At 66.0% G+C, this 12,994-nt stretch carries 23 protein-coding genes; all 23 read left to right on the plus strand.

The genetic code is table 11. The features are described 5' to 3' along the window. Positions 1-17: 17 nt before the first annotated feature. A complete protein-coding gene (locus tag HWX58_RS01270) occupies positions 18-1,586 on the plus strand; it encodes a SpaH/EbpB family LPXTG-anchored major pilin (RefSeq protein ID WP_175985192.1) in 1,569 nt (522 codons plus the stop codon). A 76-nt stretch (positions 1,587-1,662) separates the two neighbouring features. Next, positions 1,663-2,625: a class C sortase gene (locus HWX58_RS01275; RefSeq protein WP_175985194.1), complete on the plus strand. Its 963-nt coding sequence runs from the start codon at positions 1,663-1,665 to the stop codon at positions 2,623-2,625. Positions 2,626-2,671: 46 nt separating this feature from the next. Beyond that, positions 2,672-2,884: a hypothetical protein gene (locus tag HWX58_RS01280; RefSeq protein WP_175985196.1), complete on the plus strand. Its 213-nt coding sequence runs from the start codon at positions 2,672-2,674 to the stop codon at positions 2,882-2,884. 428 nt (positions 2,885-3,312) lie between these two features. Next, the gene (gene rpsJ, locus HWX58_RS01285) at positions 3,313-3,621 is read left to right on the plus strand and encodes a 30S ribosomal protein S10 (protein WP_085018734.1); all 309 of its coding nucleotides are present in this window, start codon (positions 3,313-3,315) and stop codon (positions 3,619-3,621) included. Positions 3,622-3,631: 10 nt separating this feature from the next. Further along, positions 3,632-4,291 (plus strand): 50S ribosomal protein L3, encoded by a 660-nt coding sequence (gene rplC / locus HWX58_RS01290; RefSeq protein ID WP_175985197.1) that lies wholly within the window; start codon positions 3,632-3,634, stop codon positions 4,289-4,291. 3 nt (positions 4,292-4,294) lie between these two features. Beyond that, a complete protein-coding gene (gene rplD / locus HWX58_RS01295) occupies positions 4,295-4,957 on the plus strand; it encodes a 50S ribosomal protein L4 (protein ID WP_175985199.1) in 663 nt (220 codons plus the stop codon). Continuing rightward, positions 4,954-5,277 (plus strand): 50S ribosomal protein L23, encoded by a 324-nt coding sequence (rplW, locus tag HWX58_RS01300; protein ID WP_175985201.1) that lies wholly within the window; start codon positions 4,954-4,956, stop codon positions 5,275-5,277. The genes rplD and rplW overlap by 4 nt, the downstream gene beginning before the upstream one ends. Before the next feature lie 21 nt (positions 5,278-5,298). Next, positions 5,299-6,138: a 50S ribosomal protein L2 gene (gene rplB / locus HWX58_RS01305; protein WP_175985203.1), complete on the plus strand. Its 840-nt coding sequence runs from the start codon at positions 5,299-5,301 to the stop codon at positions 6,136-6,138. Positions 6,139-6,150: 12 nt separating this feature from the next. Continuing rightward, positions 6,151-6,432: a 30S ribosomal protein S19 gene (gene rpsS, locus HWX58_RS01310; protein WP_120229702.1), complete on the plus strand. Its 282-nt coding sequence runs from the start codon at positions 6,151-6,153 to the stop codon at positions 6,430-6,432. A gap of 25 nt (positions 6,433-6,457) precedes the next feature. After that, a complete protein-coding gene (rplV, locus tag HWX58_RS01315; protein WP_175985206.1) occupies positions 6,458-6,856 on the plus strand; it encodes a 50S ribosomal protein L22 in 399 nt (132 codons plus the stop codon). Then, entirely contained in the window at positions 6,856-7,605 is a 750-nt protein-coding gene (gene rpsC, locus HWX58_RS01320; RefSeq protein ID WP_175985208.1) for a 30S ribosomal protein S3, read from the plus strand. The genes rplV and rpsC overlap by 1 nt, the downstream gene beginning before the upstream one ends. Then, the gene (gene rplP, locus HWX58_RS01325) at positions 7,605-8,024 is read left to right on the plus strand and encodes a 50S ribosomal protein L16 (RefSeq protein WP_175985209.1); all 420 of its coding nucleotides are present in this window, start codon (positions 7,605-7,607) and stop codon (positions 8,022-8,024) included. Before rpsC ends, rplP begins: the two co-directional genes overlap by 1 nt. Next, positions 8,024-8,341, plus strand: coding sequence for a 50S ribosomal protein L29 (rpmC, locus tag HWX58_RS15235; protein ID WP_175985212.1), 318 nt, complete (start codon positions 8,024-8,026; stop codon positions 8,339-8,341). The genes rplP and rpmC overlap by 1 nt, the downstream gene beginning before the upstream one ends. Further along, positions 8,341-8,646: a 30S ribosomal protein S17 gene (rpsQ, locus tag HWX58_RS01335; RefSeq protein WP_175985214.1), complete on the plus strand. Its 306-nt coding sequence runs from the start codon at positions 8,341-8,343 to the stop codon at positions 8,644-8,646. Before rpmC ends, rpsQ begins: the two co-directional genes overlap by 1 nt. 26 nt (positions 8,647-8,672) lie before the next feature. Beyond that, positions 8,673-9,041, plus strand: coding sequence for a 50S ribosomal protein L14 (gene rplN / locus HWX58_RS01340; RefSeq protein WP_053097479.1), 369 nt, complete (start codon positions 8,673-8,675; stop codon positions 9,039-9,041). A 2-nt stretch (positions 9,042-9,043) separates the two neighbouring features. Then, complete coding sequence (gene rplX / locus HWX58_RS01345) at positions 9,044-9,403, plus strand: 50S ribosomal protein L24 (protein WP_175985216.1); 360 nt, start codon at positions 9,044-9,046, stop codon at positions 9,401-9,403. Continuing rightward, a complete protein-coding gene (gene rplE, locus HWX58_RS01350) occupies positions 9,403-9,993 on the plus strand; it encodes a 50S ribosomal protein L5 (RefSeq protein WP_175985218.1) in 591 nt (196 codons plus the stop codon). The genes rplX and rplE overlap by 1 nt, the downstream gene beginning before the upstream one ends. Before the next feature lie 123 nt (positions 9,994-10,116). Then, positions 10,117-10,515 (plus strand): 30S ribosomal protein S8, encoded by a 399-nt coding sequence (gene rpsH, locus HWX58_RS01355; protein WP_175985220.1) that lies wholly within the window; start codon positions 10,117-10,119, stop codon positions 10,513-10,515. A 6-nt stretch (positions 10,516-10,521) separates the two neighbouring features. Continuing rightward, positions 10,522-11,058, plus strand: a complete 537-nt coding sequence (rplF, locus tag HWX58_RS01360; RefSeq protein ID WP_175985222.1) for a 50S ribosomal protein L6 — start codon at positions 10,522-10,524, stop codon at positions 11,056-11,058. Positions 11,059-11,060: 2 nt separating this feature from the next. Next, complete coding sequence (rplR, locus tag HWX58_RS01365) at positions 11,061-11,420, plus strand: 50S ribosomal protein L18 (RefSeq protein WP_175985224.1); 360 nt, start codon at positions 11,061-11,063, stop codon at positions 11,418-11,420. Next, on the plus strand, positions 11,417-12,121 hold the full coding sequence (rpsE, locus tag HWX58_RS01370) for a 30S ribosomal protein S5 (protein WP_175985226.1): 705 nt from the start codon (positions 11,417-11,419) through the stop codon (positions 12,119-12,121). The genes rplR and rpsE overlap by 4 nt, the downstream gene beginning before the upstream one ends. Next, the gene (rpmD, locus tag HWX58_RS01375) at positions 12,121-12,306 is read left to right on the plus strand and encodes a 50S ribosomal protein L30 (protein ID WP_017201575.1); all 186 of its coding nucleotides are present in this window, start codon (positions 12,121-12,123) and stop codon (positions 12,304-12,306) included. Before rpsE ends, rpmD begins: the two co-directional genes overlap by 1 nt. Beyond that, positions 12,306-12,941, plus strand: coding sequence for a 50S ribosomal protein L15 (gene rplO, locus HWX58_RS01380; RefSeq protein ID WP_175985228.1), 636 nt, complete (start codon positions 12,306-12,308; stop codon positions 12,939-12,941). The genes rpmD and rplO overlap by 1 nt, the downstream gene beginning before the upstream one ends. The last annotated feature ends 53 nt before the right edge of the window (positions 12,942-12,994 follow it).

Here is a 12,994-nt window from a genome sequence, read left to right on the forward strand (position 1 = left end):
CGGGGGAGAAAGATCACATGAACACCACCATGAAGCGGGTCACCACCGCACTCGGTGCGATCGCGCTCGGTGCGATCGTGACTCTGGCGGGCGCGGTTCCCGCGAACGCCGTCGACATCACCAACAGCACCCCGGTCTCGCTGACCATCCACAAGCACGAGAAGACTGCGACCAACGGCACGACCACCGGCACCGGCAAGGAGGCCAACGCGTCGGTCGCAGGCGCCGGCATCGACGGGGTGTCGTTCTCGGTGCAGCGCGTCGGCTCGATCGACCTCACGACGGACGCGGGCTGGAAGGCGGCCGCCACGATCCGCGCGAAGGTCGCTGCGGGCGAGTCGGCGACGCAGGCGGTCTCGGGCTACACACTCGGCACGGCGATCACCGGCACGACGGCGACCGTGAACGGCGAGAAGGGGTACCTCAAGTTCGATCAGTCCAACGGTCTGACGAAGTCGATGTACCTCGTCACCGAGGTCAGCGCCCCGAGCAACGTCACCACGAAGGCCGATCCCTTCCTCGTGACGCTGCCTCAGGCCGACACCGCGTCCGACAACTGGATCTACGACGTCCACGTCTATCCGAAGAACGGTGTGAGCTCGCTCACCAAGACGGTCGTAGCGCCCACCGCCGCTGAGACGGCTGCCGGCCGCGATCTCGTCCGCTGGAACATCAACACCACCGTGCCGTACCTGCCCACCACCTCGCAGGCCACGGCGATGACTTCCTTCGTCGTCTCCGACACGATCGATCCCGCCAACCTCGCGTTCGTGACCACGCCGCCTGCAGGTGTCGCGGCCTCGACGGCGACCCTCGTCAACGCGGCGGGCACGAGCGTGGCGCTGACCGTCGGCGCAGCGAACACCAACGACGTCACCATCGCCGCCAGCGGCGCGACGCAGCTCAAGGCAACGTTCAACGCATCGGGTCTCACGAAGCTTCAGGCGAACCAGGGCGGCACCGTGACGTTCTCCGTGCTCACGCGCGTGATCAACGTGCCCGCGAACGGTCAGATCGCCAACACCGCCGGCACGTCGATCAACGGCGTCACGAACGGTGCGTTCGATGGCGTGCAGACCGGTCCTGTCATCTCTGCCACGACCCCGTTCGCGAACCTGACGATCTTCTCCTATGCAAAGGGGACGAGCACCACTCCGCTCGGCGGTGCCGTTTACGTGCTGCAGGACGCGTCGGGCAACCCCGTGATCGTCAACGGTTCGGCAGTCACCGGCACGGCCGACCCGGCCACCGGTCAGGTCACGTTCAAGAACGTCCCGGCGGGAGACTATAAGGTCGCCGTCACGACGTCCGTGCCCGGCTACACTGTCGACGGTGCCAGCGAGCGTTCGGTGACGGTCGTAGCCGGCACACAGGTCATTCCCAGTGACCCCAAGGCCGCGGGGAACAACTACGTGCCGGTCCCGTTCACGCAGGTGCCCGCGTGGGCGCTGCCCCTCACCGGTGGCGACGGCGGCCTGTGGTTCGGCATCGGCGGTGCCGCACTCATCGCGATGGCCATCGGCGCTGCCGTGATTATCGGCGGACGGCGGCGTCCGGCTGCCGTGGTCGCGACCGTCGAGGCGTAACCGACGAGCAGATTCGGCCGGCCGCTGCGAGCGCAGCGGCCGGCCGAACGCATGACCGACGAGACCGAGGAGAGCGATGTCCGATGATACGGGTGCCGTCCGGCACACACGGCGTCGCCGCAGTCGTTCCGCGGATCGTCGCCCGCAGCTGCCGATCTTCATCGCCGTGATCGCCTTCGCGGGGCTGCTGCTGCTGCTGTATCCCACCATTGCCGCGTGGTTCACGCAGTACGAGCAGTCCATGGAGATCGATCAGTACTCAGGCACGGTCCGCAACCTGGGGCCCGGTGATCGCACCGGCGAGCTCGATGCCGCCGATGCCTACAACGACTCGCTGACCGACGGCTCGTCCATCGTGGCTGCGAACGAGCGCAAACCGCTTTCCGGAGACGACGCGGCGCTCCACGACGTGTACGAGTCCCTCCTCGACGCGGATGGGCAGGGTCTGATGGCACGACTGCGGATTCCATCCATCGAGGCCGACCTGCCGATCTTCCACGGGACGACCGACGATGTGCTCGAGAAGGGCATCGGACATCTCGAGGGCACGGCTCTGCCGGTGGGCGGCGAGGGAACACACGCCGTGCTCACCGGACACCGCGGCCTTGCGACGGCCGAGCTGTTCGACCATCTCGACCAGGTGAAGATCGGCGACACGTTCACGATCGAGGTTTACGGCGAAGTCCTCACGTACCAGGTCACGAGCACGACTGTGGTCGAACCGCAGGACACGCAGACCCTCTATCCCCAGGCCGGTGAGGACCTCCTGACGCTCATCACCTGCACGCCGCTCGGCATCAACAGCCACCGCATTCTCGTGACGGGGGACCGGGTGCTGCCGACGCCTGTCGAGGATCTTGCGTCCGCTGGAGAGCGTCCGGAAGTCCCGAGGTTTCCCTGGTGGGCGGTCGGACTCGGCGGATCGATCGTCGTGCTCGCTCTGTACGTCTGGGTCGCGAGGCGACCGCACCGAAGTGAAGCGGCGCGTACCCCCGTGATCCCGGGGACTACCGGATCGGCGGCTGGACGAGCAGAATAGGTATGCCGCGCAACAGCCGGCGCATCCGATCGAAGGGGGCACCCGCATGGGCATCGACGACATCGTGAACAAGGGCAAGGGCCTGTACGAGCAGAACAAGGAAAAGGTCGACGGAGCTCTCAAGAGCGACCAGGCCGAGGACATCAGCGACAAGGTCCTCGACGGCGTAGCCGACTTCGCCAAGAAGATCGCCCCCGGAGCATCCGAGAAGATCGACGAGATCCGCGACGCGGCCGACAAGTCGATCGGCAACGAGTAAGAGAATCCTCGAAGGCGGCGCACCATCGGGTGCGCCGCCTTCGCAGTGTCCGCGTGGCATCCGAGCGCGACACGCCCGGGTTTGCGCAAGTGAAATCCGGCATGGCAGAATAGACAGGTTCCACATTCCGGCGGTGCGCAGTGCGCGCCTGACGGATCACTGCCAGGGCAGTGCATAGACGGCATCCGTTCTCCCGAACATGAGGATGCAGGGTTCTAGGCCGCGGGCAGCAGAACGACACCACCTCCACCAGGAGGTTCTGCCGTGCGCCGAGAGGTGCGCGGGCTGACAGAAGAACAGTGGTGCGCATCCCTTCGACAGTCATGTCGTCGGGGGAGTGCCTGGCGCGAACAGCGCCGACGTGCGTCCAATGCCCCTGGGTCACCCGATCCAGGCCGGTACGACGCCTTAAAGAGAGTGAGCAGACAATGGCGGGACAGAAGATCCGCATTCGCCTGAAGTCGTATGACCACGAGGTCATCGACACGTCGGCGCGCAAGATCGTCGACACCGTGACCCGTGCGGGCGCGACTGTCGTCGGCCCCGTGCCGCTTCCGACGGAGAAGAACGTGGTCGCCGTGATCCGTTCTCCCCACAAGTACAAGGACAGCCGCGAGCACTTCGAGATGCGCACCCACAAGCGTCTGATCGACATCGTCGACCCGACGCCGAAGGCTGTCGACTCGCTGATGCGCCTCGACCTCCCGGCCGACGTCAACATCGAGATCAAGCTGTAAGGGGTCTGGAATGGTTGACATCAACGCAAAGATTTCGAAGGGGATGCTGGGCACCAAGCTCGGCATGACCCAGGTGTGGAACGCGGACGGCAAGCTCGTCCCCGTCACCGTCATCGAGCTGGCTCCGAACGTGGTCACCCAGGTTCGTACTCCCGAGAAGGATGGCTACAACGCCGTTCAGATCGCGGCCGGCCAGATCGACCCCCGCAAGGTGAACAAGCCCCTCACCGCCCACTTCGAGGCTGCCGGCGTCACGCCGCGCCGCCACGTCACCGAGATCCGCACCGCGGATGCTGCTGACTACTCACTCGGTCAGGAGATCACGGTCGACGGCGTGTTCGAGGCGGGCCAGCTGGTCGACGTCGTCGGCACCAGCAAGGGCAAGGGCACCGCGGGTGTCATGAAGCGCCACAACTTCAAGGGCGTCTCGGCATCGCACGGTGCACACCGCAACCACCGCAAGCCCGGTTCGATCGGCGCATCGTCGACCCCGAGCCGCGTCTTCAAGGGAATGCGCATGGCCGGCCGTATGGGTGGCGAGCGCGTGACCGTCCTCAACCTGACGGTGCACGGCATCGACGCCGAGAAGGGTCTGCTGCTCGTCAAGGGCGCCGTCCCCGGTGCTCGTGGCCGCGTCGTCTACGTCCGCAACGCAGTGAAGGGGGCCTAGTCCATGACTGACTCGACTCTCGCGCTCGACGTCCTCAAGGCCGACGGCAAGAAGGCAGGCTCCATCGAGCTGCCCGCCGCGCTCTTCGACGTCAAGACGAACATCCCGCTCATCCACCAGGTCGTCGTCGCGCAGCTCGCGGCGGCTCGCCAGGGCACGCACTCGACCAAGCGTCGTGGCGAGGTCTCCGGCGCCGGCCGCAAGCCCTTCAAGCAGAAGGGCACGGGTAACGCCCGCCAGGGCTCGATCCGCGCGCCGCACATGACAGGCGGTGGCATCGTCCACGGCCCGAAGCCGCGTGACTACTCGCAGCGCACCCCCAAGAAGATGATCGCCGCCGCCCTCCTGGGCGCGCTCAGCGACCGTTTCCGCGGTGAGCGCCTGCACGCCATCGAGTCGTTCGGCATCGACGGCGTCCCGTCGACCAAGGCCGCCGCGAAGTTCCTCGCGACCGTCGCCACGTCCAAGAACATCCTGGTCGTGACCGAGCGCAACGACGAGCTGACCACCAAGAGCATTCGGAACCTCTCGAACCTCCACGTGATCAGCTTCGACCAGCTCAACGCCTACGACGTGCTCGTCTCCGACGACATCGTCTTCACCCAGGCCGCTCTCGAGGGCTTCATCGCCTCCAAGACCGGCGCAACCGAGGAGGTCTCGGCATGACCGAGCAGAACGGCGCCCTCCAGACGGCGTTCAACAAGGACCCCCGCGACATCATCCTGAAGCCGGTCGTCTCTGAGAAGAGCTACTCGCTGATCGACGAGGGCAAGTACACGTTCCTCGTCGACCCGCGCGCGTCGAAGACCGAGATCAAGCTCGCCATCGAGAAGATCTTCGATGTCAAGGTCGCGTCGGTCAACACGATCAACCGCGTCGGCAAGGCCCGTCGCACCCGCTTCGGCACCGGTAAGCGCAAGGACACCAAGCGCGCCATCGTGAGCCTGAAGTCGGGCACCATCGACATCTTCACGGCAATCGGCTGATCCGGGGGATAAAGGACAATCATGGCTATTCGCAAGTACAAGCCCACGACCCCGGGTCGCCGTGGCTCGTCGGTGGCTGACTTCGCCGAGATCACTCGATCGACGCCCGAGAAGTCGCTGCTGCGCCCGCTCTCGAAGACCGGTGGTCGCAACAACCAGGGCCGCATCACGACCCGTCACATCGGTGGTGGCCACAAGCGCCAGTACCGTGTCATCGACTTCCGTCGCAATGACAAGGACGGCGTCAACGCCAAGGTCGCTCACATCGAGTACGACCCCAACCGCACCGCGCGCATCGCGCTGCTGCACTACTTCGACGGCGAGAAGCGCTACATCCTCGCGCCGAACAAGCTGAAGCAGGGCGACATCATCGAGAACGGTGCATCGGCTGACATCAAGCCGGGCAACAACCTTCCGCTGAAGAACATCCCGACCGGTACGGTGATCCACGCGATCGAGCTCCGTCCCGGCGGCGGCGCCAAGCTCGCGCGTTCGGCCGGTGCATCCGTCCGTCTCGTCGCGAAGGACGGCCCGTACGCGCAGCTCCGCCTGCCCTCGGGTGAGATCCGCAACGTCGACGCACGCTGCCGCGCCACCATCGGCGAGGTCGGCAACGCCGAGCAGTCGAACATCAACTGGGGCAAGGCCGGCCGCAAGCGCTGGAAGGGCGTCCGCCCGACCGTCCGCGGTGTTGCGATGAACCCGGTCGACCACCCGCACGGTGGTGGTGAGGGCAAGACGTCCGGTGGACGTCACCCGGTCACCCCCTGGGGTCAGGCTGAGGGTCGTACCCGTCACGCCAACAAGGAAAGCGACAAGTACATCGTGCGTCGTCGCACCGCCGGCAAGAAGCGCAAGTAGGAGTAGAAGAAGATGCCACGGAGTCTCAAGAAGGGCCCCTTCGTCGACGAGCACCTGCTTCGCAAGGTCGTCGTGCAGAACGAAGCCGGTACCAAGAACGTCATCAAGACCTGGTCTCGCCGGTCCATGATCATCCCGGCCATGCTGGGTCACACGATCGCGGTCCACGACGGTCGCAAGCACATCCCTGTGTTTGTCACCGAGACCATGGTCGGTCACAAGCTGGGCGAGTTCGCGCCCACCCGCACCTTCCGCGGCCACGAGAAGGACGACAAGAAGGGCCGTCGCCGCTGACGCGGGGACGATAGAGGAGAGAGAAATGGTGGAGTCCATCGCACGCGTGCGACACATCCGCGTGACCCCTCAGAAGGCTCGTCGTGTCGTCGCGCTCATCAAGGGCAAGCAGGCCCAGGAAGCTCTGGCGATCCTCAAGTTCGCCCCGCAGAGCGCCAGTGAGCCGATCTACAAGCTTGTCGCGTCGGCCATGGCCAACGCGCAGGTGAAGGCGGATCGCGACGGCGAGTTCCTCGACGAGCAGGACCTGTACGTGGCCAACGCGTACGTCGACGAGGGCACGACGCTCAAGCGTTTCCGCCCCCGCGCTCAGGGTCGCGCTTTCCAGATCAAGAAGCGCACGAGCCACATCACGGTCGTGCTCTCGACGCCCGAGGCCGCTGCTGCGACCGACGGCGACAGCAAGAAGAAGGCGAGCAAGTAATGGGCCAGAAAGTAAACCCGTACGGCTTCCGCCTCGGAATCACCACGGACCACGTGTCCCGTTGGTTCTCGGACTCGACGAAGCCGGGCCAGCGTTACGCCGACTACGTGGCCGAGGACGTCAAGATCCGCAACCTCCTGAAGACCCAGCTCGACCGGGCCGGCGTCTCCAGCATCGAGATCGAGCGCACTCGTGACCGCGTCCGCGTCGACATCCACACCGCCCGTCCGGGCATCGTGATCGGTCGTCGTGGCGCCGAGGCCGAGCGCATCCGCGGCGACCTCGAGAAGCTCACCGGCAAGCAGATCCAGCTGAACATCCTCGAGGTCAAGAACCCCGAGGCCGACGCTCAGCTCGTCGCACAGGGCATCGCCGAGCAGCTGTCTGCTCGCGTGGCGTTCCGTCGTGCGATGCGCAAGGGTCTGCAGGGCGCTCAGCGCGCCGGCGCCAAGGGCATCCGCATCCAGGTCTCCGGCCGCCTCGGCGGCGCGGAGATGAGCCGCTCGGAGTTCTACCGCGAGGGCCGTGTGCCGCTGCACACGCTGCGCGCGAACATCGACTACGGCTTCTACGAGGCGAAGACCACCTTCGGCCGCATCGGCGTGAAGGTCTGGATCTACAAGGGCGACCTCACCAACAAGGAGCTCGCTCGCGAGCAGGCCAACCAGAAGCCTTCGCGCGACCGTGGCGGCGACCGCCGTCGTGGCCCGCGCAACGAGGCCCCTGTTGCAGAAGGAGCGTCGGCATAATGCTCATCCCCCGTAAGGTCAAGTTCCGCAAGCAGCACCACCCGGGTCGCTCGGGTCAGGCTACCGGCGGCACGAAGGTCTCCTTCGGAGAGTTCGGCATCCAGGCCCTCACCCCCGCTTACGTGACGAACCGTCAGATCGAGGCTGCTCGTATCGCGATGACCCGTCACATCAAGCGTGGTGGAAAGGTGTGGATCAACATCTACCCCGACCGTCCGCTCACGAAGAAGCCCGCCGAGACCCGCATGGGTTCCGGTAAGGGTTCCCCCGAGTGGTGGGTCGCAAACGTCAAGCCGGGTCGCGTCCTCTTCGAGGTCGCCGGAGTCAGCGAGGAGCTCGCACGCGAGGCCCTGACCCGAGCCATTCACAAGCTGCCGCTCAAGGCACGCATCATCAAGCGCGAGGAGGGCGACGCGTAATGGCGATCGGCACCAAGGAGCTCGCTCCGGCAGAGCTCGACACGTTCGAAGACCAGCGCCTCGTTGAGGAGCTGCGCAAGGCCAAGGAGGAGCTGTTCAACCTCCGTTTCCAGTCGGCCACCGGCCAGCTGGAGAGCCACGGCCGCATCCGCGCCGTCAAGCGCGACATCGCACGCCTGTACACGGTGATCCGCGAGCGCGAGCTCGGCATCCGTGCGACACCGGCTCCGGTCGAGGCTCCGGCCAAGAAGGCGACCAAGTCGAAGGCGAAGAAGACCGAGGACACCTCGGCCGACGCCGAAGGGAAGGCTGAATAATGGCCAAGAAGGAAGCTGAAGCTCCCGTCTCGCACGACGTGCGCGACGAGGACGCTCGCGGTTACCGCAAGACGCAGCGCGGCTACGTCGTCAGCGACAAGATGGACAAGACCATCGTCGTCGAGGTCGAGGACCGCGTGAAGCACCCCCTGTACGGCAAGGTCATCCGCCGCACGGAGAAGCGCAAGGTGCACGACGAGAACAACTCGGCCGGCATCGGCGACCTCGTCGTCATCAGCGAGACCCGTCCGCTCAGCGCCACCAAGCGCTGGCGTCTGGTCGAGATCGTCGAGAAGGCCAAGTAAGCCCTCGGCTTGCTTAAGGAGTAATAGTGATTCAGCAGGAATCCCGCCTCAAGGTCGCCGACAACACCGGCGCGAAGGAGCTGCTCACGATCCGCGTTCTCGGTGGCTCGCGCCGTCGCTACGCCGGTCTGGGCGACACCATCGTCGCCACCGTCAAGGACGCGATCCCGGGCGGCAACGTGAAGAAGGGCGATGTCGTCAAGGCGGTCATCGTCCGCACCGTGAAGTCCACGCGCCGTCCCGACGGCTCGTACATCAAGTTCGACGAGAACGCCGCCGTCATCCTGAAGAACGACGGGGAGCCCCGCGGCACCCGTATCTTCGGCCCGGTCGGTCGTGAGCTTCGTGACAAGAAGTTCATGAAGATCGTCTCGCTCGCCCCGGAGGTTATCTGATCATGGCGAACATCAAGAAGGGTGACCTGGTTCAGGTCATCACCGGCGCCAAGCAGGAGCGCGGCGGCGACCGCGGCAAGCAGGGCAAGGTCCTCGAGGTCCTCGCCGAGCAGAACCGCGTCATCGTCGAGGGCGTGAACTACATCACCAAGCACACCCGCGTCGGACAGACGCAGCGTGGCACCAAGACGGGCGGCATCGAGACTCTCGAGGCTCCCATCCACATCTCGAACGTCGCACTCGTCGACCCCGAGACCAAGAAGCCGACCCGTGTCGGCCGCCGGGTCGAGGAGCAGACCAAGGACGGCGTCAAGCGCACCGTTCGCGTGCGCTACGCGAAGAAGTCAGGTAAGGACCTCTGATGAGCACCGACACTGCCGCGCCGGCTGGCAAGATCCAGCCGCGCCTGAAGCAGAAGTACAAGGCCGAGATCCAGCAGAAGCTGCAGGATGAGTTCGGCTACCAGAACGTGATGCAGATCCCCGGCCTCGTCAAGGTCGTCGTCAACACCGGTGTCGGTGAGGCGGCTCGCGACAGCAAGGTGATCGATGGCGCGGTCGACGACCTCACCAAGATCACCGGCCAGAAGCCGATCGTCACGAAGGCCCGCAAGTCCATCGCGCAGTTCAAGCTGCGCGAGGGCCAGGCCATCGGCGCGCACGTCACCCTCCGCGGCGACCGTGCGTGGGAGTTCATCGACCGCCTGGTCTCGCTCGCTCTGCCCCGCATCCGCGACTTCCGCGGACTGTCGGCCAAGCAGTTCGACGGACACGGCAACTACACCTTCGGTCTCCAGGAGCAGAGCGTGTTCCACGAGATCGATCAGGACAAGATCGACCGCGTTCGCGGCTTCGACATCACGGTCGTCACCTCGGCGAAGACGGATGACGAGGGTCGGGCTCTGCTCCGCCACCTCGGCTTCCCGTTCCAGTCGGAGGACGCCAAGGCGTGACGCTTCGAACCCCCGCCCGTCCGGGCGGGGGTTCCGCGTGCCTTACAATTGAAGATTGTGTGTTCACGAAGGTCGGCGTCTGTGTAACGGGCGTCGAAACCTCATGATCGAAAGAAGAAGAATATGACAATGACAGACCCGGTCGCAGACATGCTGACCCGTCTGCGCAACGCGAACTCGGCGCACCACGACACTGTGTCGCTCCCGTCGAGCAAGCTCAAGACGCACATCGCCGACATCCTCCAGCAGGAGGGCTACATCGCCGGCTACGAGGTCACCGACGCCCGCGTCGGCCAGAACCTCACCCTCACGCTGAAGTACGGCCCCAACCGTGAGCGTTCCATCGCGGGCATCAAGCGCGTCTCGAAGCCCGGTCTTCGCGTCTACGCGAAGTCCACGGAGCTCCCCAAGGTCCTCGGCGGCCTCGGCGTGGCCATCCTGTCCACCTCCTCCGGTCTCCTCACGGACCGTCAGGCCGAGCAGAAGGGCGTGGGCGGAGAAGTTCTCGCCTACGTGTGGTAATTCGACATGTCGCGTATCGGACGACTTCCCATCGAGATCCCCGCGGGCGTGACCATTTCGGTCGACGGCCGTGCGGTCGCGGTGAAGGGCCCCAAGGGTGAGCTCACCCTCAACGTGGCCAGCCCCATCGAGGTCGCGGTCGAGGACAACCAGGTGGTTGTCACCCGTCCCGACGACGAGCGCGAGTCGCGGTCGCTCCACGGCCTGACCCGCACGCTCATCAACAACAACATCATCGGCGTCACCCAGGGCTACACCAAGGGCCTCGAGGTCGTCGGCACCGGCTACCGCGTGCAGCAGAAGGGCAGCTCGGTCGAGTTCGCCCTCGGCTTCTCGCACCCGGTCCTGATCGACCCGCCCGCGGGCATCACCCTGACGGTCGAGGGCACCAACAAGCTCACGGTCAGTGGCATCGACAAGCAGGCTGTCGGCGAGGCAGCTGCGAACATCCGCAAGATCCGCAAGCCCGAGCCGTACAAGGGCAAGGGCGTGCGCTACGCCGGCGAGGTCGTGCGTCGCAAGGCCGGAAAGGCTGGTAAGTAATCATGGCTGTGAAGTCGAAGTCCGACGCCCGCGCGCGTCGTCACGCCCGCCTTCGCAAGAAGATCGAGGGCACCGAGGCGCGTCCGCGTCTGGTCGTCAACCGTTCGGCCCGCCACGTCTTCGTCCAGCTGGTCGACGACAGCAAGGGCCACACCGTCGCCTCGGCATCCACGCTCGAGACCGAGCTGCGCTCGTTCGACGGTGACAAGACCGCCAAGGCCCGCAAGGTCGGCGAGCTCGTCGCCGAGCGTGCGAAGGCCGCCGGTGTCACCGAGGTCGTGTTCGACCGCGGTGGAAACCGCTACGCCGGTCGCGTCGCGGCCATCGCCGACGGCGCCCGCGAAGGGGGGCTGGCACTGTGAGTGACAACAAGGAGAACGAAGTGACCGAAACGGCTGCTGCGGCTCCCGAGACGGCCGCTGCCACCGAGGCAGCCGAGCCCGCTCGCGAGCAGCGCGAAGGCCGCCGCGGCGGCCGTGACCGCAACCAGGGCGGCCGCGACCGCAACTCGCGCGACCGCGGCGACAACCAGTTCCTGGAGCGCGTCGTCACCATCAACCGCGTCTCGAAGGTCGTGAAGGGTGGACGCCGGTTCAGCTTCACCGCTCTCGTGGTCGTCGGTGACGGCAACGGTCTGGTCGGCGTCGGCTACGGCAAGGCCCGCGAGGTGCCCCTGGCGATTTCCAAGGGTGTCGAAGAGGCCAAGCGGAACTTCTTCCGCGTGCCCCGCGTCGGCACCACGATCCCGCACCCGGTGCAGGGCGAGGCCGCTGCCGGCGTCGTGCTGCTGCGTCCGGCCGCTGCCGGTACCGGTGTCATCGCCGGTGGTCCCGTCCGCGCCGTGCTCGAGTGCGCCGGTGTCCACGACGTCCTGTCGAAGTCGCTCGGCTCGTCGAACACGATCAACATCGTGCACGCGACCGTCGAGGCCCTCAAGAGCCTCGAGGAGCCGCGCGCCGTCGCCGCTCGTCGTGGTCTCGACTACGACGCCGTCGTTCCGGGCATCATCATCCGCAACGAGGCAAAGGCCGCCGCTGCGGCTGCTGCGAAGGTAGGTGCCTGATGGCCGCCCGTCTGAAGGTGACCCAGATCAAGTCCAAGGTGAGTGAGAAGCAGAACCAGCGCGACACGCTGCGCAGCCTCGGTCTCAAGCGCATCGGTGACACCACCGTTCGCCCCGACGACGCGCAGACGCGCGGCTACGTCAAGACCGTCGCCCACCTCGTCAAGGTTGAGGAGATCGACTAATGGCTGAGAAGAACGAGGCCGTGGAGGCGGAGAAGGCCACCAAGGCTCCCGCCAAGAAGGCCGCCGCTCCCAAGGCTGCTGCCGAGAAGAAGCCGGCCGCCAAGAAGGCTCCGGCGGGGGCTGCTGCCGCAGCCAAGGCCCCCAAGGCCGAGGCTGCCCAGAAGCCCGCTGCGTCGGCGGATGCTTCGGCATCCCGCCCCGGCGTCCTCAAGGTCCACCACCTGCGTCCCGTCCCCGGCGCCAACACCGCGAAGACCCGTGTCGGTCGCGGTGAGGGCTCGAAGGGCAAGACCGCCGGTCGCGGCACCAAGGGCACCAAGGCCCGCAACACCGTTCGGGTCGGCTTCGAGGGTGGGCAGATGCCGCTGCACATGCGCACCCCGAAGCTGCGCGGGTTCAAGAACCCGTTCCGCGTCGAGTACCAGGTCGTGAACCTGGCCAAGCTCGCGGAGCTCTACCCCCAGGGCGGCGATGTCACCGTCAGCGATCTGGTCGCCAAGGGCGCCGTTCGCAAGAACGAGAAGGTCAAGGTTCTCGGCGACGGCGACATCGACGTGAAGCTCACCGTCTCGGTCGACAAGGTCTCGGGTTCTGCCGAGCAGAAGATCGTGGCTGCGGGCGGATCCGTCAAGTAACCGCGTCAGAGAGGGGTCGGAGATTCTCCGGCCCCTCTCTGCGTTACGCTGGT

This window comes from Microbacterium tenebrionis (assembly GCF_903645325.1).
GTDB lineage: Bacteria > Actinomycetota > Actinomycetes > Actinomycetales > Microbacteriaceae > Microbacterium > Microbacterium tenebrionis.

What these genes read in the sequence shown, in the direction of transcription:
- rplW (WP_175985201.1), top strand. Translation starts at nt 4,954, where the DNA reads ATGACCGAGCAGAACGGCGCCCTCCAGACGGCGTTCAACAAGGACCCC.
- rplC (WP_175985197.1), top strand. Translation starts at nt 3,632, where the DNA reads ATGGTTGACATCAACGCAAAGATTTCGAAGGGGATGCTGGGCACCAAG.
- rpsC (WP_175985208.1), top strand. Translation starts at nt 6,856, where the DNA reads ATGGGCCAGAAAGTAAACCCGTACGGCTTCCGCCTCGGAATCACCACG.
- HWX58_RS01275 (WP_175985194.1), top strand. Translation starts at nt 1,663, where the DNA reads ATGTCCGATGATACGGGTGCCGTCCGGCACACACGGCGTCGCCGCAGT.
- rpsH (WP_175985220.1), top strand. Translation starts at nt 10,117, where the DNA reads ATGACAATGACAGACCCGGTCGCAGACATGCTGACCCGTCTGCGCAAC.
- rpsS (WP_120229702.1), top strand. Translation starts at nt 6,151, where the DNA reads ATGCCACGGAGTCTCAAGAAGGGCCCCTTCGTCGACGAGCACCTGCTT.
- rplD (WP_175985199.1), top strand. Translation starts at nt 4,295, where the DNA reads ATGACTGACTCGACTCTCGCGCTCGACGTCCTCAAGGCCGACGGCAAG.
- HWX58_RS01280 (WP_175985196.1), top strand. Translation starts at nt 2,672, where the DNA reads ATGGGCATCGACGACATCGTGAACAAGGGCAAGGGCCTGTACGAGCAG.
- rplP (WP_175985209.1), top strand. Translation starts at nt 7,605, where the DNA reads ATGCTCATCCCCCGTAAGGTCAAGTTCCGCAAGCAGCACCACCCGGGT.
- rplE (WP_175985218.1), top strand. Translation starts at nt 9,403, where the DNA reads ATGAGCACCGACACTGCCGCGCCGGCTGGCAAGATCCAGCCGCGCCTG.
- rplX (WP_175985216.1), top strand. Translation starts at nt 9,044, where the DNA reads ATGGCGAACATCAAGAAGGGTGACCTGGTTCAGGTCATCACCGGCGCC.
- rpmC (WP_175985212.1), top strand. Translation starts at nt 8,024, where the DNA reads ATGGCGATCGGCACCAAGGAGCTCGCTCCGGCAGAGCTCGACACGTTC.
- rplB (WP_175985203.1), top strand. Translation starts at nt 5,299, where the DNA reads ATGGCTATTCGCAAGTACAAGCCCACGACCCCGGGTCGCCGTGGCTCG.
- rplF (WP_175985222.1), top strand. Translation starts at nt 10,522, where the DNA reads ATGTCGCGTATCGGACGACTTCCCATCGAGATCCCCGCGGGCGTGACC.
- rpmD (WP_017201575.1), top strand. Translation starts at nt 12,121, where the DNA reads ATGGCCGCCCGTCTGAAGGTGACCCAGATCAAGTCCAAGGTGAGTGAG.
- rpsQ (WP_175985214.1), top strand. Translation starts at nt 8,341, where the DNA reads ATGGCCAAGAAGGAAGCTGAAGCTCCCGTCTCGCACGACGTGCGCGAC.
- rplO (WP_175985228.1), top strand. Translation starts at nt 12,306, where the DNA reads ATGGCTGAGAAGAACGAGGCCGTGGAGGCGGAGAAGGCCACCAAGGCT.
- rplV (WP_175985206.1), top strand. Translation starts at nt 6,458, where the DNA reads ATGGTGGAGTCCATCGCACGCGTGCGACACATCCGCGTGACCCCTCAG.
- rpsJ (WP_085018734.1), top strand. Translation starts at nt 3,313, where the DNA reads ATGGCGGGACAGAAGATCCGCATTCGCCTGAAGTCGTATGACCACGAG.
- HWX58_RS01270 (WP_175985192.1), top strand. Translation starts at nt 18, where the DNA reads ATGAACACCACCATGAAGCGGGTCACCACCGCACTCGGTGCGATCGCG.
- rplR (WP_175985224.1), top strand. Translation starts at nt 11,061, where the DNA reads ATGGCTGTGAAGTCGAAGTCCGACGCCCGCGCGCGTCGTCACGCCCGC.